Raw genomic sequence first — 20,005 nt, 5'->3', positions numbered from 1 at the left:
TATTGGAAAAATATGAAGTTTCTTTGATACATAAAATGCTCCGTCTGTCCAATTATAGAAGCTATTTTGGACGTAAGAAATTTGTAAGTAATGAGTAAGAAAAAAGAGATTTTCATAGTATAAAATATTTATTATAGCTACTTTTAACACCTGATACTAATAGTGTGCTATAATATGAATTAGCAACAAAAAGGAAAGGAATTAGAACAATGACCTTAGAAAATACTAAAAATTTAAAAAAACAAGTTGCTCCTTTTGAAAAATCAACGATTAAAAAAAGTGTTTGGCAACTGATCAACACAATCGTGCCATTTATTATTTTATGGTACCTTGCTTATAAAAGTTTGTCAGTTTCTTATTGGTTAACATTAGTTCCAGCACTGTTAGCCGCTGGATTTATGACAAGGATTTTCATTATTTTTCATGATTGTACCCATTATTCATTCTTTAAAAGTCGACGTGCAAATAGAATAGTTGGAACGTGTATGGGCGTTTTAACATTATTCCCATTTGATCAGTGGGGGCATGAGCATTCTATTCACCACGCTACGAGTGGTAATTTGGATAAGAGGGGTACAGGGGATATTTGGACGCTTACAGTAGATGAATATGTAGCAGCACCATTTAGACTCCGTTTAGCATATCGTTTATATCGCAATCCATTCGTTATGTTTGGGTTAGGCCCGATTTATGTTTTCTTGCTTAAAAATAGATTTAACCGAAAAGGTGCTAGAAAAAAAGAACGTATGAACACTTATTTAACGAATATTTTAATCGTTGCTATTGTAGGAATGCTTTGCTGGGCAATTGGATGGCAATCGTTTCTTTTAGTACATGGTTCTATATTTTTAATAGCAGGTTCAATAGGGATTTGGCTGTTTTACGTACAGCACACATTCGAGGATTCTTATTTTGAAGAAGATAAAGAATGGGAATATGTGAAAGCGGCAGTGGAGGGAAGTTCTTTTTATAAACTTCCAAAAATTTTGCAATTTCTAACGGGTAATATTGGATTTCATCATGTTCACCATTTAAGTCCAAGAGTACCTAACTATAAACTAGAAGAGGCACACAACAATACCCTTCCTTTAAAAAATGTACCAACAATTACGCTTGCTACAAGCTTGCGTTCACTCCGTTTCCGTCTTTGGGATGAGAAAAGTAACAATTTTGTTAGCTTTAAAGATGTCAAAAATATAATTAAAAATAATGTTTCTGTTCGGGTGAAATCTGAACTATAATTGCATCGTATATAAAATTCCCCTTAATCATTTTCGATTTAAGGGGAGTTTTTGTTTAAAGATTAGATGCCAGATAAGAAGAAAAATTAAATGTTTCAAATTGTAATGGAAGCAGATTAGGAATTGCTAGTACGTAAGTACAAATACAAGATGACAATAAATGCATTATGTTAACAATTGGAGTTATCATGAATTTTCCATTACGATAACTGTTCATAAATCCGACGAAAATTAATAGCAAAAGGGGGATCGTACAACAGTATATCTAAAAAATTAGAAAAGACTTGGACGGAAATTTCATTCATTTTTCTTGGTGTTCCGCATTCCATACACTTAAATAGGATGCATATTCTAATTCATCTGGATTGTCATGTAACATAGAAATGAATTCTAATTTATTTCTATCACAATCTAGAAAGTATACACTTGCAGCGGGCATCCACCTTTGGACAATTGGCTCTTGATTTCCTTTTCCTTGACTTCCTATCACTTCTATTCCACGCTCTTCTAACCACGCTTTAGAAGTCATTAAAAACTCTAAATTTACACCAAAAGCAAAATGTCTCAGCTCAAAGTCTTCGATATTATTTACTTCCCATAGTCCAAGCATTTGTTTTTTATTTTCTCCGACCCAAAAGAAAGCCACTCTTCTTTTGGAGAGTTTTCTTGCTAACGTTAATCCTAGCTTGTTTTGATAGAAATTTATCGCTTTTTCTAAATTTCTTACATGTAAATGAGTTTCGTATATGTTCTGTATCATTATGATCATTCCTTTCTTTCTTGATAACTACCAGTTGAGTAATGAATGTAATTCTAATAATGTACAGCTATATCTGATATACCTATTTATTATTATATCGAAATTGAAATACGATAAATCCAACTGAGGTAGCAAGTTCAAATGAAAATTTTACTACTTTTGTAGGAGAAGAGAAAAATCCATTAAATTCAGGTGAACTCATATTTAAATAATAAAAAAAGACAACACATGAAGTGAAACGCCACGTGTTGTCTTTTTTGTATCGTACAATATTAAGAAGTTTCGCTAATTTTAGTTTCACTTTGAGTGTTAGTTGCAATTCTTTTCTTAACTTTAAAGTGATAGTAAGTATAGCAAAAGATGATAAATGGTACAGTACAATAAATGCCTAGTCTTTGATCTGGGATAAAGATAAGACTTACTAATATAATGCCATACAATCCAAAACCAAGAATTGGTACAAGGGGATAGAGTGGAGTTCTGAACTTCAAATCGTCTAATTTTCCACCTTCAGCTAAATAGTGTTTGCGGAAAAAGAATTGAGAAACACAAATTGACATCCAAACAATAATTGTTATGACTCCAGAAATGGAAATTAACCATAAGTAAACCGTTTCAGCAGCTACGACGCTTGTTAAAAGAGAAAAAGCAGAAATAGCTATTGTCATGATTAAAGCGTTGAGAGGAATCCCACGTGATGATAATTTCTTTAAAAATGCTGGAGCCATTTCGTTTTTTGATAAAGACCAAAGCATGCGAGTAGCAGCGTATAGTCCTGAGTTTGCAACAGAAAGAACAGCAGTAAGAATAACAAAGTTCATAATATCAGCTGCATATGGAATACCGATATTATCAAAAACAGCAACGAATGGGCTCTTTGTGAGTCCTGCTTCTTCCCAAGGAATTAAAGCAACAAGAACAAAGATTGCTAAGACGAAGAAAAACATTGTGCGCCATATAATATTTCTAATAGAACGAGGTAAAGTTTTTGCTGGATCTTCGCTTTCACCTGCTGCGATTCCGACAAGCTCTGTACCTTGGAAGGAATAATTGACTGTAACCATTGTTAATAGAATAGCTGCAAGTCCATTCGGAAATAAACCACCATGATTTACGAAATTTGAAAGGAGTGGAGCTGGTTCGTCGCCTTTTAAATCAATAAAGCCGAACATAGCGGCGCCACCAAGAATTATAAAAGCTATAATGGCAGATACTTTTATACTTGAAAACCAAAATTCTGTTTCTGCATAACTACGAGCAGATAATGCGTTAATAGTAAAGATTGTAACGCCAAATATTAAACACCAAACCCAAACAGGAATATCAGGAAACCAGCGCTGCATTGTAATACCGGCAGTTGTAAATTCAAGACCGGTCGTATTCGCCCAGCTTAACCAATACAACCATCCGATTGTAAAGCCAGTTGCAGGATTGATGAATTTAGTGGCATATTCCTGGAAAGAACCCGAAACAGGCATGGCTACAGCGAGTTCACCAAGACATAGCATAACGAAATACATTAATAATCCACCGGCCATAAAGGCAAGTACGGATCCACCAGGTCCAGCTTGACTTATAATAAAGCCAGATCCGTTAAATAACCCCGTTCCAATCACACCACCGAGTGCAATCATGAATAAGTGTCTACTTTTCATCGTACGTTTTAATTCATTGTTTGTATTGTTTACTTGCGCCATTGTTTTCCTCACTTTCGTAGTTGATAGAATAAAGTTTGATGTTTTTCCGTATTATGGAATGTATTCCGTGATGTGAAATCTTGTTATAATTTTCAGATGATTAAAAAGAAAAGTCAATATTTTTTTGTTTGCGTTTTCAATTCGTTGTTAGTGATATATTTTTATTGTTAGAAAATTAAATAAATAGATTGATTTCATTTCGAATGTTTGCTAAATTGATAGTTAATTAAGCGTACTAACATATTACGAGTAAAGTTGAGGCGAGTTATGGTACAGTCCATTGATCGAGCGATAAGTATTATTAAATTATTGAATTCTACAAATGAAAAAGAGTATTGGGCTATTTCTGATATAGCTGATGGAACACATCTCCCGGTTAGTACAGTACATAGGTTACTTAACTCTCTAATGGAGCATGGGTTAGTTACACAAATACCAGAGACAAAACAGTACAAAATTGGACCAATGTGGATGGAAATAGGGTTGCGTCAATTGGAGAAGGTAGACTATAGATCTGTTGCAAGAGAAGTGATGAAACGTTTGGCTGCTGAAGTGGAAGAAAGTGTCTATTTGAATATTCCAAACGGAACACATTCTATTATCATTGAAAGAATTGATAGTCCTTTAAAAATTCGAGTTATTGATAATCTAGGAGAACAAATTCCACTTTCAATTGGTGCTGCAAATAAAACGATGCTTGCCAATATGAAAACGAATGAAATGGAACATATTGTAGAGTATTTACTTCCTTCATTACCAGAACAAAAGCAAATTCTTCTTAATCAAATAAAGCAAATAAAAAATGAAGGATATGCTGTCAGTTATGGTGAAAAAACAGAAGGGACAGCTTCAGTAGCTGCACCTATTATCGGATTTAATCATAAAGTAGTAGGAGCATTAAGTGTTGGGTTAATTAGTCATCGTATTAATGATGATCGACTATCTTTTCTTATTAGCAAGGTAAAACAAGCAGCTCATGAAATATCAATAAAAATCGGCAGTACATCAGAACTATAATTTTGATAGCTGTCGTCATTTTTTATTCATATACTGGAATTAGTTTTCATAATGCGGAAAAATAGGGGGATTTATATGTCAAAGTGGCAATCAAAAGAACAATTGATTCAATTATTAAGCAGTCTTGTTGAAATTCCTAGTATTACCGGTTCAGAAGCTGAAGTAATATTGCCAGACTTTGTTGTGGAACAATTATCTGAATTACAGTATTTCAAAGAAAACCCGCATCATTTACAAAAAAATCCGACAGGGGACGGACGATATTTTGTTACAGCACTAGTAAAGAAAAAAGATAGTACAAAAAATACTGTAATTCTAGTAAGTCACTTTGATGTTGTAGATGTACAAGATTACGGAGTGTGGAAAGAAGATGCATTTAATCCTAAAAAGTTAACATCCATGTTTTATTCTCATAAAGATGAACTTCCAGACCATGTGCGTGAAGATATAGAACATGGGGAATGGCTGTTTGGTAGAGGAACAATGGATATGAAATGCGGTCTAGCATTACAAATGGCAATGATTGAACAAGCATGTGAAGGAAGATTCGATGGGAATGTTCTTTTATTGGCTGTACCAGATGAAGAAGTGAATTCTGTAGGGATGAGGGCCGCTGTTCCGAGACTATTAGATTTAGCAAGAGAGCATAATTTAGATTATAAAACGGTCTTAAACTCAGAGCCTATGTTTTCAAGACATCCTGGTGACCAAAATAAGTATATTTACACTGGCTCTATTGGTAAAGTGTTACCTGGTTTTCTTTGCTATGGAAAAGAGACACATGTAGGTGAACCTTTTGCAGGCTTAAATGGGAGTTATATGGCTTCATTAATAACAGCAGAATTAGAGTTAAACACAGACCTTTGTGATATTGTAGAAGGGGAAGCGAGTCCTCCGCCAACTAACTTACTTCAAAGGGACTTGAAGGAGGATTATTCTGTACAAATTCCGCATCGTGCAGTTACATTATTTAATTTGTTTTTATTAGAAAAATCAATGACAGATGTAGTTTCATTGTTACGTCAAAAAGTAACGAAAGTAGCAGAGAAAATAGAAGAGTCGTATGAAAAACATGCATATCGTTTTTCTAAATATAATCCATTTATACCACCTAATCTCAAAGTAAATGTATTAACTTATGAAGAGCTTATCACATATGCAATTGAGCAACATGGACGAGAAAAAATAGATCATATTCAATCTAATATTATAAAAAATAGAGGAGATAAAGATGATCGTGCGGTAACGATTGATTTAGTAGATAAATTAGCGATTTTATGTAAAGAAAAGGCACCGATGATTGTACTTTTCTTCGCTCCGCCGTACTATCCAGCTGTGAGTTCACGCAACAATCCTTTAATAAAAGAGGTAGTTGTAGAAATGGAAAAGTATGCACATTACAATCATAAAATTACATTTGAAAACCAAAATTATTTTGGGGGGATTTCAGATTTAAGCTATGTAGGCTTGCAGTATCCACTGGATTCAATGAGTTCGCTTGTAGACAATATGCCATTATGGGATAAAGGCTATTCAATTCCGCTTCAGGAATTAGAAGAGTTTGATGTTCCAGTATTAAATATGGGACCGGTAGGAAAAGATGCACATCAATGGACAGAACGTCTAGATGTAAACTACGCATTTGAAACACTATTAGATATGTTACCGAAATGCATTGAAAAATTATTAGTTTCTAATAAAATTACACAATCATAGTAGGGAATAGGTAAGGGATAAAACAGAACCTTTAAAGAAGAGTCAAATAAAATTATTTTAATATAATTAAAAAGTAGAACGGCCAAGCTCAATTTTATATGAGTTTGGCCGTTTATCATGTAGTGAATTTTTAATTAAAAGTATATGAATTCATAGCTAACGTAATCTCTTTTATAGTTTTATTTTTTAGTTTGACCAGATAGTTCAACAGACTTTTGCGTACAACGCTGCATAGCTGAAATAATCGCTGTTCGTAATCCTTTTTCCTCTAATGTCGCTACAGCTTCTATTGTCGTTCCGCCAGGAGAACAAACCATATCTTTCAATTCACCTGGATGTATTCCTGTTTCTAGTACCATTTTTGCAGAGCCTAACACAGCTTGAGCAGCGAATTTATATGCTTGATTTCTTGGCATACCATCTAGTACAGCAGCATCTGCCATCGCTTCTATAATCATATATACATAAGCTGGTGAAGAACCACTTACGGATGTGACAACATCCATTAATTTTTCACTTACGATCTCTGTTTGACCAAAACTATTGAAAATGTTTAGTACATCTTCTAAATCTTTTTCTGTAACCATTTCATTAGGGCATAATGCAGACATTCCTTCTCCAACAAGAGCAGGAGTATTAGGCATTACTCTTACAACCTTTACTTTTTTATTAAAGGCATTTTCAGTACTTTCAATACTTTTTCCAGCAGCGATCGTAACGATGATAGCATCGTTTTTGATTACTTCTTTTATTTCATTAATTATTGATGAATATAGGTCTGGTTTGATTGATAAAATTAAAATATCAGCATTTTTAGCTACTTTATTGTTGTCGGTAGTTGTAGTTAGCCCATATTTTTCACTAGCATTTTTTAAATTAGCAGTGTTTAAATCTGAACAAATAATTTGATTTGAAGACACTATATTTTTGTTTATCATTCCGCCAATCATAGCCATTCCCATATTTCCGCAACCGATGAATCCAATTTGTTTATCCATAATAACTCAATCTTGCTCCTTTTATAATCAATTATATCGGTTTGATATTATTTTCTTAGAATAAGAATAACATCCCTGTGCAATATAAAGAAACATTCTAAGAGAATATATTCCTTTTTGCAACACTAAAAGACAAAAATTAATTATATTCGACATTATGTAAATATATACACTATAATGTAAGGTTTTATGTTTATGAATATGAGTTAAACTTATATCATTTTGTATTTTCATTCAGTAGGGCGATAATTTCATACAAATAACTTGTGGCTCTATTTATTTTTAAAAATACCTCTTGACACCGAATCGAACTATATCGCATAATATAAAAAAATTAGATTGAAAATCGTTGAAGGGAATTAGTACATATGTCTTCTTGCGAAAGAGAGTGGAATTCACCGGCTGAAAGATTCCTCGTATAGAATATATCGAACCTATCCCTGAGTCTTAAATGAAAGTTTAGGCGTTCGCCTGCGTTATAGGCACCAAGTGGATATCTATGTATATCAATTAAGGTGGTACCGCGGAACAATGACCGTTTCGTCCTTTTTATTTTATTAAGGGCGAAGCGGTCATTTTTATTTTGCTCTTAAATACTTCAGTGCAGCATTGATGAGAATAGATATAGTTACAAAGTGAATGAAGTGTAATTTATAAAAAAACTTTGATTTTAGACTTGGGGGATAAAAAAGTGAAAAAACAACGAATTGTTGTAAAGATTGGGAGTAGTTCCTTGGCAGATAGTCATGGAGGCATCTCTACAGAACAGCTTTCAGATCACGTTGCCGCATTGGCTCGGTTGAAAGAAGATGGGCACGAGGTTGTGTTAATTACATCTGGAGCCGTCGCTGCAGGTTTTTCAGCGCTAGGATATCCTAGCAGACCTGTAACGATTAAAGGGAAACAGGCTGCAGCAGCTGTCGGACAAAGTTTGTTAATGCAGGCGTACACGGAGGAATTCCGTAAATATGGCATCGTTACTGCGCAACTTTTGCTGACGAGAAGTGATTTTTCTAGAAAAGAACAATATAGTAATGCTTACGCTACGTTAGGAGAATTATTAAACCGTTCCGCTCTTCCAATTATTAATGAAAATGATTCCATCTCTTTAGAGGAGCTAACGTTCGGTGATAATGATATGCTGTCAGCTTTAGTAAGCGGGCTTGTTTCGGCGGATATGCTTATGATCTTTACGGATGTGAACGGGTTATATGACAAAAATCCTCAGAAAAATGCGGATGCAAAAAAATATTATTTTCTTCCTGAAGTTACGGAAGAAATTTCTTCTCTTGCAGGAGATGCAGGCTCAAAACTTGGGACTGGCGGTATGAAATCAAAAATCGATGCTGCAAAGACAGCACTCTCTCTTGGTGTGAGTGTATTTATCGGAACAGGACGTGGACAGGAAAAGTTTGTAGATGTTTTGAAGGGTAAGGGTGATGGAACGTATGTTGGTAATGCTCCTCAAAAAGAAATGAAGATGAACAAGCAATGGATTGCCTTGCATTCGCTTGTTAGCGGACAAATTGAAGTAGATGCTGGGGCAGCTACTGCCATCATTCAGCATGGGAAGAGTTTACTTCCAGCTGGTGTTACGAATGTATCAGGATTTTTCCAAGTGGGTGAAGTTGTAGAGGTTGTAACGCAACAAGGGCGCGTAATAGGAAAAGGACAATGCACATATAGTGCAGAGGAACTAAGAGATGTAAAAGGTATGCAAAGCCAAGATATTCAAGTAAGAGGCGAGAGACATAGTTATGAAGTCATCCATAGGGATCATTGGGTTTCACTTTAAAAAGGAGGAAATAAAAATGAATGAAGTGTTGGCAAAGGGGATAAAAGCAAAAGAGGTTGCTAGAGAACTTGTGCTTAAAACTACAGATCAAAAAAATGAAGCACTTGCTGCAATTGCTAATCAGCTGATAGTAGAAACAGCTTATATTTTAGAAGAAAACAAACGGGATATTGAAGAAGGTAAGGAGAAAGGATTTTCTCATTCAATCCTTGATCGCCTTTTGCTGAATGAACAGCGAATTGTTGATATGACAGAGGGTATTAAGCAGTTAATTGAATTACGTGATCCTGTAGGAGAATGTGTAAGTGCATGGGAACGACCAAATGGACTATCTATTCAGGAGATGCGCGTACCACTTGGTGTTGTCGGAATGATTTATGAGGCAAGACCGAATGTAACTGTTGATGCTGCTACAATTTGTTTAAAAACAGGAAACGCAGTAATACTACGTGGTAGTTCTTCTGCTATTCATTCTAACAAAGCCATCGTTAGCGTTATTCACCGGGCGCTTAAGCAGACTAGCTTGCCTTCAGAAAGTGTACAGCTCATAGAAGATACAACGAGAGATAGTGCAAAACAGTTGTTTACATTGAACGAGTACTTGGATGTTCTTATACCAAGAGGCGGTAAACAATTAATTGATACAGTAGTGAGAGAAGCGTCTGTTCCAGTACTTGAAACAGGTGCGGGAAATTGTCATATATTCATTGATGAAACAGCAGATAAACAAATGGCGTTTAATATTATTATAAACGCAAAAACACAGCGTCCATCTGTATGTAATGCAATTGAGACAATTGTACTTCATGAGAATTGGGCAGAGCAATATGGTAGCGAGTTGTTTTCTTCATTGAAGGAAAGAGGAGTGGAGCTACGTGGTGATAATAAAGCAGTGGCGATTGATCCTTCTATCTTACTTGCGACAGAAGAAGACTGGGAAACTGAGTTTTTATCTCTCACACTAGCAGTGAAAGTGGTTTCCACTGTTGAAGAAGCGATTCATCATATAAATACGTATGGATCTATGCATTCTGAAGCGATTATTACTGAAAACGAGGAAAACGTCAGCAAGTTTTTTACTTCTGTAGATGCCGCGGCACTTTATCATAATGCATCGACTCGTTTTACAGATGGATCCGAATTTGGATTCGGAGCGGAAATTGGTATCAGTACACAAAAGTTACACGTAAGAGGACCAATGGGGCTTCCAGCATTAACTTCTACAAAATATGTGATTCGTGGAAATGGGCAAATTCGAAAATAATAATAAAAGACACTCAATTGGCTTGGGTGTCTTTTATTATAAAAATTATTTACCATACAAATAGCCCAACGAGCATAGCACTTAATAAAGAAACAGCCATCCCGCTAACAAGAAGCTTCCAAACATTTTTACCGATGACTGATGATTTTTCTCCGCCAAATAATGAATTGTAAGTTCCGTAAATCATACCTACTGTACTAAAGTTAGCAAAAGAAGCTAGAAATGTCGTTGCAACCGCAACCGTATGCGGTTGTAGCGACTTTAAGTTTGATTTTAAATCCATCATTGCAACAAATTCATTCGTCGTTATTTTGATCCCCATTAATTCAGCTACATACATAGCATCACTGCCTGATAAACCGAGTAAAAATGCAAAAGGACTAAAGATAATGGAGAAGATTTTTTGAATTGTTAACCCTGTTACAAAAAATCCTAAAATCCCATTTAAACATGCTGTTAAAGCTACATAACCAATTACCATAGCTAAAATAACGATAACCATATTCATCCCAACTAACATACTGTTTGAAATAGTAGAAAAGAAATCCTTTTTTTCATGTTTTGAAGGTGTGTAAACAACGTCTTCTTCTTTCGAAACTTCCACAGGATTTAATACATTGGCTAAAATTAATGCGTTAATACAGTTTAATGGGATTGCGCTGAAAATATATGTTGCTGGCACCATTGATAAATAAGCGCCAAGAATGGATCCGCTAACGCTACTCATACTCATAATTCCAAAAGTTAATAATCGATTTTCTTTTAACACAGATAATTGATCACGAACAACCGCAAGTGCTTCGGTGTTTCCTAAAAACATCATTTGAATCGAAAAGAAACTTTCTAACTTTGGTAAACGAGAAATCTTTGAAATAACTGCACCTACTTTATCAATAATCCAAGTTAAGATTCCGAAATAAGATAGAATATCGAAAAAAGTAATAACAAAAATGATAGGAAGTAACGCACTAAAGAAGAAATCAATGTGCTGGCTTTCCATAGCTGAAGGAAATGCAAATCGAATACCTTCATTCGCACATGCTAGTAGCCAACTGAAAAATGACGCAATTTTATTAATGATAATACTGCCGAGCTTTGTGCCTAACATAAACCATGTAATAAAAAGCTCCAATAGGATGAGAATTACAATTGGTCTCCATTTTATATGTTTTTTATTAGGCGAACATAAGAAAACGATTAATATGACAACGAAAATCCCTAACATATTCAATATGAAATACATGTCAACAACTCCTTGAGGCTTATTATTTGTATATAAAAAAGCCTCTATTCTTCCAAATTTGGATTATGATCAGAAGTTATGAAGAGGGTAAATGATGTTTGGGATTCACGTATTTTAATTTGCTTTATTTTGAGCAATCGCAGTAATTATCGAACAATTAGTTGTTTTCAATTGTTTTGTTGGATATTAAACGTATGCGATTTTAAACATCGTTTATCCCGGATTAACGGGCAGTAAGACTTTTACCTCAAAATTCAGGGAAAGCAAAGAAGTGAAGTGGGGATGGGCTGCCCGCAAAATCCCGATTGGTAAGAGATGATTAAAATTTCACTTTATAAATAAGAACGGTGAGTTGGCCATGAACCTTGAAGTTTCCGAAGCTGTATAATTTGTCCTGTATGATAAGCATCATGCAAAAGGATATTCATATATTGTTGCCAAACTGGTAGAGAAGGACTTAGTTGATCTAGTTCTGCTTCTTGAAGGGCGGTTAATGAAGATTGTAAGGCATCATGTACTTGAAGCGTTCGCTTTTCTCTTCAATAAACCTTCTCTATAGTTGAACAAGAGAGTGAAATACAACGTATAATTGAGCCATTAAAAAATCTCATTTTTAATATGATATTTAATAATCAAGGCTTTCATTGAGTCAGAATGAAAAGAGTATAAACCTTTTTCTGTTTGCTCATTGATTAAAGTTTTTTTAAATTTGCAAAACGGTTCTAAAAATATGGAAGGTAAAATTCGATAAAAATAGAATATGTTATATAGCAAACAAGGAGGGGATAAAAATGGAGGTCTATCACATAACGAGCAGAAAAAGGGAAACATACAACGTTCAGGTGAAATATTCGATACTTTTCGAATGTGCACTTGGCATTGCAGCGATTACTCATAAAAGGTTAATTGATACTCTTGAAAAGAGTCAAAATGAATGGGAAGAAATTAAGAAAGCATTAACAGAAGAAATGAGAGAACACTTACATTTTGTAGAAGAACATAATACGTGGAAAGCATTACTCCAGTTATTGTATGAAGAGGATTTTCAAGATTTATCGCAGTTTAATTTTAAAATTGATTCATTTTCAGAAGAAGATTTGAAATTTATATGTTTACCGTATTTAGGAGAGAAGTATGAAGAGAAAAGACGTTTAGCTGCAACGGGAGTTGTATGTGCAATACACGAACTAAAGGAACTAACAGATAATCATCAGTTTTTTTCTACTTATATTAGCTTTATATGTAATGTAGATGTACAAGTGCTGAAATCGCATTTAATCGCTGTTATGACAGGTTGGTATGAGAGTGTTATTAAAAGAGAGGAAGAACAAATACTTTCTATATTAAAACGAGATTATGAAGCGAAAAATGAAATGAATAAAAAGATGAAGCCGGAAGAGTTTGTCGAGTGGGCGACTGGCGGAGTGAACTATATGCCAGAGCCAAGTGTTCATCACGTACTTCTTATTCCGCAAATGACGTACAGACCGTGGAATATTGAAGCAGATATTGATGATACGAAAGTATTTCATTATCCAGTTGCGAATGAAAGTATTCATCCTGAAGATCCGTATGAACCGAATTATTTTTTAGTTCAAAAACATAAGGCTCTTGGAGATGAAGCGAGATTGCGAATTGTAAAAATGTTGTTTGAAAAAGAACGTACATTACAGGAAATAACGGAAAGATTGCAACTCGGTAAATCGACTGTACACCATCATTTGAAATTGTTACGTGCAGCGAAGTTAGTTGATATACATGACGGAAAATATGTATTAAGAAAGAAAGCAGTACAGTCTTTAGCGAAAGAATTAGATATGTTTTTGAATAGATAATTAACAACGAGAATGTACATAAAGGGAGGAATATAAAAGAAAAGTTGGTGTGTGAAATTGAAAAATATATTGAAAAATCGTTCGTTCTTTTTTATGTGGATTGGTAGTGCAATCTCTGAATTAGGAGGGGCTTTCGGAACGTTATGTAATTCAATTCTAGTATATGAGTTAACAGGATCGGAAATGGCTTTAAGTAGTATGTGGCTATTATATTTCATCCCATCACTCATACTGCAATTAATAAGTGGTCCATTTATTGATAAATGGAGCCGGAAGTGGATTATGATTTTTTCACAATGGATACGGGCGTCCGTATTCTTATTACCTTTGGTGATGCTAGTTACAGGTAGTATAGAAGTTTGGCACATTTATGTTGTTCAAATTGTAGTGGGACTTATTACACCTCTTTATACACCTGCAAGTCAAGCAATTACACCGAGCATTGTAAGTCAAGGACAACTTCAAGACGCAAATGCGTATATTGATGGAATGACTCGTCTCATGATGTTTCTTGCGCCAGTATTGGGCGGAGTAGTCATTCATTTCATTGGAACAGAACTTACATTATCTTTCGTATGTATTTGTCTATTTGTTAGTGGTGCTTTCTTACTTTATATAAAAGAAAAGAGAACTACAACAGATATACGAAAAACGTGGCTAGAACAATTTCTTCAAGGTTTTACATATTTTTTTACAAAACCAATCATCGTTTGGCTCGGTATATTTCTTACTTTCGTGCAGTTTGGAGTAGGGGTAACGATGGTCACAAATCTTCCTTATATAAAAGACGAGCTGTTAGCGGGATATGCAGAGTACGGCTATTTTATGGCAGGTTTTCCACTTGGCTACGTAATTGGCTCAGTATTAGTCGGAAAAGTAACATATAAAAGCCGGCGTATACTTATGCTTGGGGGATTGTTTATAGGGGGACTCACATACATTTCGCTAGGGTTCAATCATAGTATTATCATTGCAATACTAATTGAAGTAATAGCAGGGATTTGTATTGCATTTTTCAATGTTCATAACACAACAATATGCCAACAAATCGTCCCAAATAATATGATAGGACAAGTATTTTCAGTGCGTTTATTTTTCATACGATCCGCTATGCCATTAGGTGTGTTAGTAGGGGGAATATTGAGTGAAATGTGGGGAGTAAGAGCGCTATATGTAATTATCGGTGCAATTATATGTGTCACCTCTTTAATAGGAATGTTACTTCCATATTTCAAATTTTTAGATGAGGCGATAGAAAAGAAATCAGCATAATTCAAAAAATTAAAACTTTACAATTGAAAATAATTATCATAATCAATTATAATAGAAGAATACTAGTATTCGTATTACAAAGAGGGAGTGGGATATATGTTTATCGAAACGAAAACATTTACAGTAAAAGAAGGTACATCAAATATAGTTGTAGAACGTTTTACTGGAGAAGGTATAATTGAAAAATTTGAAGGCTTTATCGACTTGAGCGTTCTTGTGAAAAAAGTAAGACGAGGAGACGAAGAAGTAGTCGTTATGATTCGCTGGGAATCTGAAGAAGCATGGAAAAACTGGGAAACAAGTGAAGAACACTTAGCTGGACATAGAGCGGGCCGTGGTAAACCAAAACCAGATCATATTATTAATGTGGATCATGCGGTTTATTATGTGAAATCATCGAAATCGGCTTATCAACGTTTCAAAGCTTAATAGTAATCATCAAGAGTAATCATTTGAAGGTGTATAGAATTTAAGTATGTACCATATTAGAAGACGGATTAAGAAAGTTTCACTGTAAAGTAAAAAAGACAGACTAATAAATAGTCTGTCTTTTTTACTTTAATTCTTCACATCATCATAAAGTTCAAGTGCCTCTTTCACATTCAATCCATTTTTTACAATGCCATGTATTGCTTGAATCATCGCAGCTGGATGCTCGGATTGCCATATGTTTCGGCCCATGTCTACTCCAATTGCGCCTTCTTGCAGCGCATTGTACGTAATGTTTAATGCGTCTTCAATTGAATCTAGTTTTGGGCCGCCCGCGATGACGACTGGGGCAGGGCATGTGCTCGTTATTTTTTCGAATCCTTCGCAGTAATACGTTTTAATAATATCAGCACCCATTTCAACACATACGCGGGAAGCAAGTGCTAGAAAGCGAGCTTCACGTTTTTGTAATTCTTTTGCGACTGCGGTAATGCCGAGTACAGGTAGGCCGTAATCGTGAGCTTCAGAGACTACATTTGCGAGATTCGAAACAGTTTGTGTTTCATAGACTGATCCGACAAAAACAGAAACGCCAACGCCAATTGCGTTTTGCTTCACTGCTTCTTTCACAGGTGTAACAATTGTTTCATTCGCTAAATCTTTACCGACGACAGTAGCGCCGCCAGATACACGCATAACCATCGGTGTGCTGCAGTTTTCAGGAATGCAGGAGCTAAGTACACCGCGCGTTAAAAAGAGGGAGTCTGTATAAGGAAGTAAGTTTTTTACTGTTTCAAGTGGTTGTTCTAGTCCGTGAATTGGTCCTAAGAAATAACCGTGATCTATTGCTAACATAACCGCTCTACCATCAGGTAAAATTGTATTTAATCGATTTTTAAATCCCCAAGTCATTCCAAATCACTCCTTCGTTAATGTTGGATTTTCCGTTTGTACCGTATCTTTATTTGGTAAATGTGGTGACTTAATAAAAACAGCTTTAAAAGGTTTGTCAGAATGGTTAATAAGATAGTGAGATTCATGAGGACGAACTTGCAGGACATCACCTTGTTTAATTGGAACTCTTTCATTATTCACATAGAAATCTATTTCACCTTCTAATGCATAAAAGACCTCTTCGCACGTCGTATGATAATGGTTTTGAAACTCCTGGCCCGGTTGAATGACAACAAGGCCAAGATCAATATTTGGACCTTGTATTAAATATTTCGGCCCGTTATCACCGAAGCGATAGGAGAAGTCATTTTCATTCGCTTTTAACATACAGTTCACTCCTTTATGTAATGTGTTACAGTGCACCAGGCGCAATCCACATATGTGAGGTGAGCCCTTTATCAGCTAAAGCGAGCTGACTGTCATATACAGTTTTCCATGTTTCATAGAACTCTTTATATAGTTCGTGATTTTCAGTAACTGGTTCGAATGTTTGCTCCCACTGTACAAACTCTTCGGCAGTTTCTTCCATAGATGAATATATGCCAGCACCAACTCCAGCAGCAATCGCAGTTCCTAAAGCAGCTGCTTCTTTCACAACAGGTACTTTTACAGGAATACCGAGTACGTCTGATAGAATTTGTGGCCATAGTTTTCCTTTAGCGGCACCGCCAGCAAAAATAACTTCAGAAGGGAATGTGCCAGTTAGATTTTTTATTAATTTTAAGTTTCCAAGTGTAATGAAGGCTGCATTTTCTTCAATAGCACGAAACATTTCCTTTTTTCCGCATTTGTCAGCGTCTAAACTTAAATTTAAAAAAGAAGGTGCGGCATGACGCCAAGAAATGTAGTTCATAACGTTTGAAAAAGTAGGGATAATGCCATGTGAACCGACAGGTACGTCTTTCGCTTGTTCTTCTAGTAATTCATAAGCATCTACACCGAGTTTATCAGCAAGTTTCTTTTCTTCTTGGCAAAAAGCGTCTCGAAACCAGCGCATAACGAGACCTGGGAAAAAGGCGATTGTTTCATATTGCCATAGGTTCGGAACGACGTGACAATTTACTCGAATCGCAGCATGTGGATCTGTTATTGGCTCAGTAACATTCACTTCTTGTTGCCAAAAGCTACCCCCGCATATTAACGTTTGATTCGGTTTCACGATTCCTGTTCCGAGCGATGCCATTTGAGCATCTCCCCCCCCGGCGACGACAGGAATCCCTTCACGTAATCCAGTTAATGCTGCACACTCTTTTGTAACGTTGCCAATTACTGTACCAGCTTCATTTACTGTTGGTGAAAATGGCAAAGATAGACCGCACTCCTTAGCGACATCGTTATCCCACACTCTATTTTGTAAGTCAAAAATACCTGACGTGCATCCGTTTGAGGGATCAATTTGCAGTACGCCGCTTAGTTTATATAAAATCCAATCGTTTAACATTGTAAAAGAGTAAATATTATTATAGACGTCGGGTTCATGTTTTTTTATCCAGAGTAGGCGTGGTAAAGCACCTAATGAAAAAGTTTGACCAGACTTTGCATATAAATCTTTTTCAAGATGTGACCGAATTTCTTTTAATTCACTAACTTCGACGGATGCACGGCCATCAACATTTGCACATGCCCATATTTCTTGCCCATGTTTATCATATAAAACAAAACCTTCTCGCATACTTGTAGCGCCAATAGCTTGAATAGAAGAGGGAAGTATATTACTTTTTTGCAGAACTTCTTTCGTACACTGTTGTACAAGTTGCCAGTTTTCTTTTACATCAAAATTCATAGAACCGGGGTAACGAGGATCAGTTTTATGAACCCATTCCTTTTGGCTTACTGCAATTTGATTGCCATGTAAATCAAAAAGAACAGCTCGAATGCTTCCTGTACCAGCATCGAAAGCTAATAAAGTAGACATTAAGAATCACCTTCCTTTCTTAATAAGGAGAGCGCAGTTTCTTCATCAGTAATTAATGTATGAATAAAATTCCCTTTTAAAGCCCCATAAATGGCATCTATCTTTTGAGTACCTCCAGCCACACCAATGACATGCTTCATGTTGCGAAGAATCGTAAGTGGTGTGCCAATTAGACGATTATGATGCGAGAGCTCTAATAACTCACCATTCGTATTATAAAACTGTCCTAAAATATCGCCCGCCCCGTTTTGACTTCGAATATATGTCATTTCACGTAGCGTTAATTTTTCTTCTTTTACAATTGTAGCGTCTTGAGATAATCCCCCAATACCGACAACAGCCGTATGAGCAAGTGAAGCGACTTGAAGCATATCTTTTACACTCGGTTCTGATAGAATACTTTGTGCCATTTCGGTTGTAGACGCTAGAAACGGCGTAGGGATAATGTGAAGTTCGCCTTGCATGTAGTGTAAATAGTTTTGTTTTCTCGGGAGATAGTGATTTACCCCGCCTGTTAGCGTTACGATTGAAAGGTTGATAGAACTTTCAAAATGAATGTTTTCTAGCATTTTACTTATCGTTTCACCCCAGCCGATGCCGAGTAAATCCCCTTGTTGGAGATGAGTCTCTAAATATTGTGCAGCGGCTTTTCCGAGAGAAGTAGCATAATTGTTTATTGGAGTAGGGATAATGAAAGCATCTTTTAAGTGGAACTTTTTCATTAAGTCACGTTCAATGCTCAAGCAATGCAAACCGGTTCCTTTTACGTGAAATGTAACGATACCTTCACTGCGTGCCTTATCTAATAACCGGACGACTTTATTTCTTGAAATATGAAGAAGTGACGCGATCTCCTGTTGTGTTAATTGGTCTTTATAATAGTACCAAGCTACTTTAGTTAATAAATTTTCTTCAAAGTTCAGCTGAGTCATACTCTTCATCCCTTTCAACAATTGACCACAGCTTAAACATATGTACCATATATTTTGTTTATTCCAGTTGGAACGATTAATAGTACGTAGAAAAAAGTGTTCTAGATATAAAAAAAGGAATATACAATGCTACAAAACAAGTAGAACAAATAATCATTTTCTCAAAAAATGTTCTGGGTAAAGGCAGGTGACATCATGTGGAGAATGTGCCCTTATTACAAGTGAAGAAAATGAGTAAGGCGTTTTCGAATCAACTTGTGCTAAAGGAAGTGAACTTACAAGTAGAGCATGGTGATATATACGCTTTAGTTGGTGGAAATGGCGCCGGGAAATCGACATTAATGAAAATATTAACGGGGTTATATTCGTATGATGATGGAGAGATGTATGTAAAAGGAAAGAAGCAACAGTTTTCAAATCCATCAGAAGCACACCGAAAAGGTATTTATTTAATACCGCAAGAACCACTCATTTTTCCGCATATGACTATTGAAGAAAATATATGTATCGGGTTAAAAGAAAAGAAAAAGAAACTAAAAGTCCAGATTCAGCAATTGATTAGCAGCTTAGGATGGGATATTGACCTTAATAAACTAGGAGGAACATTATCGATTGCGCAACAACAGTTAGTAGAAATCGTTAGAGGATTAATAAGAGAAGCTGAGATTCTTATTCTAGATGAGCCAACATCGACATTAACAACACACGAAATTAAGAGTCTTTTTGTGTTGATGAAAAGTTTACAAGAAAAAGGAATTGGGATGATTTATATTACGCATCGTTTTCCAGAAATCTTTGAAATTGCCAACAAAGTAGCAATACTACGTGATGGAATGGTTGTAAGCCAAGGTGATGTATGTGACTATACATATGACATGCTGATGGAGGGACTATTGCCAAAAGGATATAAACAGAAAGAGAAAATAGAAGTAGTTCA

The 20,005-nt window shown here is 35.6% G+C and carries 17 protein-coding genes, 1 pseudogene and 1 other annotated feature; of the genes and pseudogenes, 9 read left to right on the top strand and 9 right to left on the bottom strand.

The window, feature by feature from the left end:
* Positions 1-209 precede the first annotated feature (209 nt).
* The gene (desA, locus tag HMPREF2590_RS01145) at positions 210-1,241 is read left to right on the top strand and encodes a Delta(5) desaturase DesA (RefSeq protein WP_000171499.1); all 1,032 of its coding nucleotides are present in this window, start codon (positions 210-212) and stop codon (positions 1,239-1,241) included.
* A 301-nt stretch (positions 1,242-1,542) separates the two neighbouring features.
* Here desA and HMPREF2590_RS01140 read toward each other — a convergent pair whose 3' ends face one another.
* The gene (locus HMPREF2590_RS01140) at positions 1,543-2,001 is read right to left on the bottom strand and encodes a VOC family protein (protein ID WP_000615639.1); all 459 of its coding nucleotides are present in this window, start codon (positions 1,999-2,001) and stop codon (positions 1,543-1,545) included.
* A 272-nt stretch (positions 2,002-2,273) separates the two neighbouring features.
* Positions 2,274-3,698 (bottom strand): amino acid permease, encoded by a 1,425-nt coding sequence (locus HMPREF2590_RS01135; RefSeq protein ID WP_000079967.1) that lies wholly within the window; start codon positions 3,696-3,698, stop codon positions 2,274-2,276.
* 267 nt (positions 3,699-3,965) lie between these two features.
* On the opposite strand from HMPREF2590_RS01135, the gene HMPREF2590_RS01130 reads away from it, so the two are divergent.
* Positions 3,966-4,715, top strand: a complete 750-nt coding sequence (locus HMPREF2590_RS01130) for an IclR family transcriptional regulator (RefSeq protein WP_000250745.1) — start codon at positions 3,966-3,968, stop codon at positions 4,713-4,715.
* Positions 4,716-4,766: 51 nt separating this feature from the next.
* Positions 4,767-6,431 (top strand): M20/M25/M40 family metallo-hydrolase, encoded by a 1,665-nt coding sequence (locus tag HMPREF2590_RS01125; RefSeq protein ID WP_139883962.1) that lies wholly within the window; start codon positions 4,767-4,769, stop codon positions 6,429-6,431.
* A gap of 179 nt (positions 6,432-6,610) precedes the next feature.
* On the opposite strand, the gene proC is transcribed toward HMPREF2590_RS01125, so the two are convergent.
* Positions 6,611-7,429 carry a pyrroline-5-carboxylate reductase gene (gene proC / locus HMPREF2590_RS01120; RefSeq protein ID WP_000360729.1) on the bottom strand — a complete coding sequence of 273 codons (819 nt, stop codon included), beginning with the start codon at positions 7,427-7,429 and terminating at the stop codon, positions 6,611-6,613.
* Between the two features lie 340 nt (positions 7,430-7,769).
* Positions 7,770-7,980, top strand: a binding site (T-box leader).
* 140 nt (positions 7,981-8,120) lie between these two features.
* Between proC and proB the strand changes: the two genes are divergently transcribed.
* Together proB and HMPREF2590_RS01110 are read left to right on the top strand one after the other, a co-directional pair.
* Positions 8,121-9,224 (top strand): glutamate 5-kinase, encoded by a 1,104-nt coding sequence (gene proB / locus HMPREF2590_RS01115; protein ID WP_000744736.1) that lies wholly within the window; start codon positions 8,121-8,123, stop codon positions 9,222-9,224.
* Between the two features lie 16 nt (positions 9,225-9,240).
* Positions 9,241-10,488, top strand: a complete 1,248-nt coding sequence (locus HMPREF2590_RS01110; RefSeq protein ID WP_050821916.1) for a glutamate-5-semialdehyde dehydrogenase — start codon at positions 9,241-9,243, stop codon at positions 10,486-10,488.
* Positions 10,489-10,537: 49 nt separating this feature from the next.
* Here the strand turns inward: HMPREF2590_RS01110 and HMPREF2590_RS01105 are convergent, their stop codons facing one another.
* Positions 10,538-11,731 (bottom strand): NupC/NupG family nucleoside CNT transporter, encoded by a 1,194-nt coding sequence (locus HMPREF2590_RS01105; protein WP_000273603.1) that lies wholly within the window; start codon positions 11,729-11,731, stop codon positions 10,538-10,540.
* 332 nt (positions 11,732-12,063) lie between these two features.
* Positions 12,064-12,264 (bottom strand): annotated as a pseudogene (locus tag HMPREF2590_RS01100) (DinB family protein); the annotation flags it as partial.
* Between the two features lie 258 nt (positions 12,265-12,522).
* On the opposite strand from HMPREF2590_RS01100, the gene HMPREF2590_RS01095 reads away from it, so the two are divergent.
* The 3 genes from HMPREF2590_RS01095 (at position 12,523) to hmoA (ending at position 15,267) form a co-directional block, all read left to right on the top strand.
* The gene (locus HMPREF2590_RS01095; RefSeq protein WP_050821915.1) at positions 12,523-13,566 is read left to right on the top strand and encodes an ArsR/SmtB family transcription factor; all 1,044 of its coding nucleotides are present in this window, start codon (positions 12,523-12,525) and stop codon (positions 13,564-13,566) included.
* Positions 13,567-13,617: 51 nt separating this feature from the next.
* Positions 13,618-14,838 carry an MFS transporter gene (locus HMPREF2590_RS01090; RefSeq protein WP_076774946.1) on the top strand — a complete coding sequence of 407 codons (1,221 nt, stop codon included), beginning with the start codon at positions 13,618-13,620 and terminating at the stop codon, positions 14,836-14,838.
* Between the two features lie 96 nt (positions 14,839-14,934).
* Positions 14,935-15,267 carry a heme-degrading monooxygenase HmoA gene (hmoA, locus tag HMPREF2590_RS01085; protein ID WP_000469499.1) on the top strand — a complete coding sequence of 111 codons (333 nt, stop codon included), beginning with the start codon at positions 14,935-14,937 and terminating at the stop codon, positions 15,265-15,267.
* A gap of 129 nt (positions 15,268-15,396) precedes the next feature.
* Here hmoA and lsrF read toward each other — a convergent pair whose 3' ends face one another.
* From lsrF to HMPREF2590_RS01065, 4 genes are read right to left on the bottom strand one after another with little or no spacing between them, the layout of a single operon-like run.
* A complete protein-coding gene (gene lsrF, locus HMPREF2590_RS01080; RefSeq protein WP_050821914.1) occupies positions 15,397-16,179 on the bottom strand; it encodes a 3-hydroxy-5-phosphonooxypentane-2,4-dione thiolase in 783 nt (260 codons plus the stop codon).
* Positions 16,180-16,185: 6 nt separating this feature from the next.
* The gene (locus HMPREF2590_RS01075) at positions 16,186-16,548 is read right to left on the bottom strand and encodes a cupin domain-containing protein (protein WP_000909986.1); all 363 of its coding nucleotides are present in this window, start codon (positions 16,546-16,548) and stop codon (positions 16,186-16,188) included.
* A gap of 25 nt (positions 16,549-16,573) precedes the next feature.
* Positions 16,574-18,136 carry an autoinducer-2 kinase gene (lsrK, locus tag HMPREF2590_RS01070; RefSeq protein WP_050821913.1) on the bottom strand — a complete coding sequence of 521 codons (1,563 nt, stop codon included), beginning with the start codon at positions 18,134-18,136 and terminating at the stop codon, positions 16,574-16,576.
* The gene (locus HMPREF2590_RS01065) at positions 18,136-19,086 is read right to left on the bottom strand and encodes a sugar-binding transcriptional regulator (protein WP_141520247.1); all 951 of its coding nucleotides are present in this window, start codon (positions 19,084-19,086) and stop codon (positions 18,136-18,138) included. Before HMPREF2590_RS01065 ends, lsrK begins: the two co-directional genes overlap by 1 nt.
* 179 nt (positions 19,087-19,265) lie before the next feature.
* Between HMPREF2590_RS01065 and HMPREF2590_RS01060 the strand changes: the two genes are divergently transcribed.
* A partial coding sequence (locus tag HMPREF2590_RS01060; protein WP_070861273.1) for an ATP-binding cassette domain-containing protein occupies positions 19,266-20,005 on the top strand: 740 nt, incomplete at its 3' end.

The sequence above is a fragment of the Bacillus sp. HMSC036E02 genome (assembly GCF_001836235.1).
Classification (GTDB): Bacteria; Bacillota; Bacilli; order Bacillales; family Bacillaceae_G; genus Bacillus_A; species Bacillus_A cereus.
This window is presented reverse-complemented; position numbering and strand designations above follow the sequence as displayed.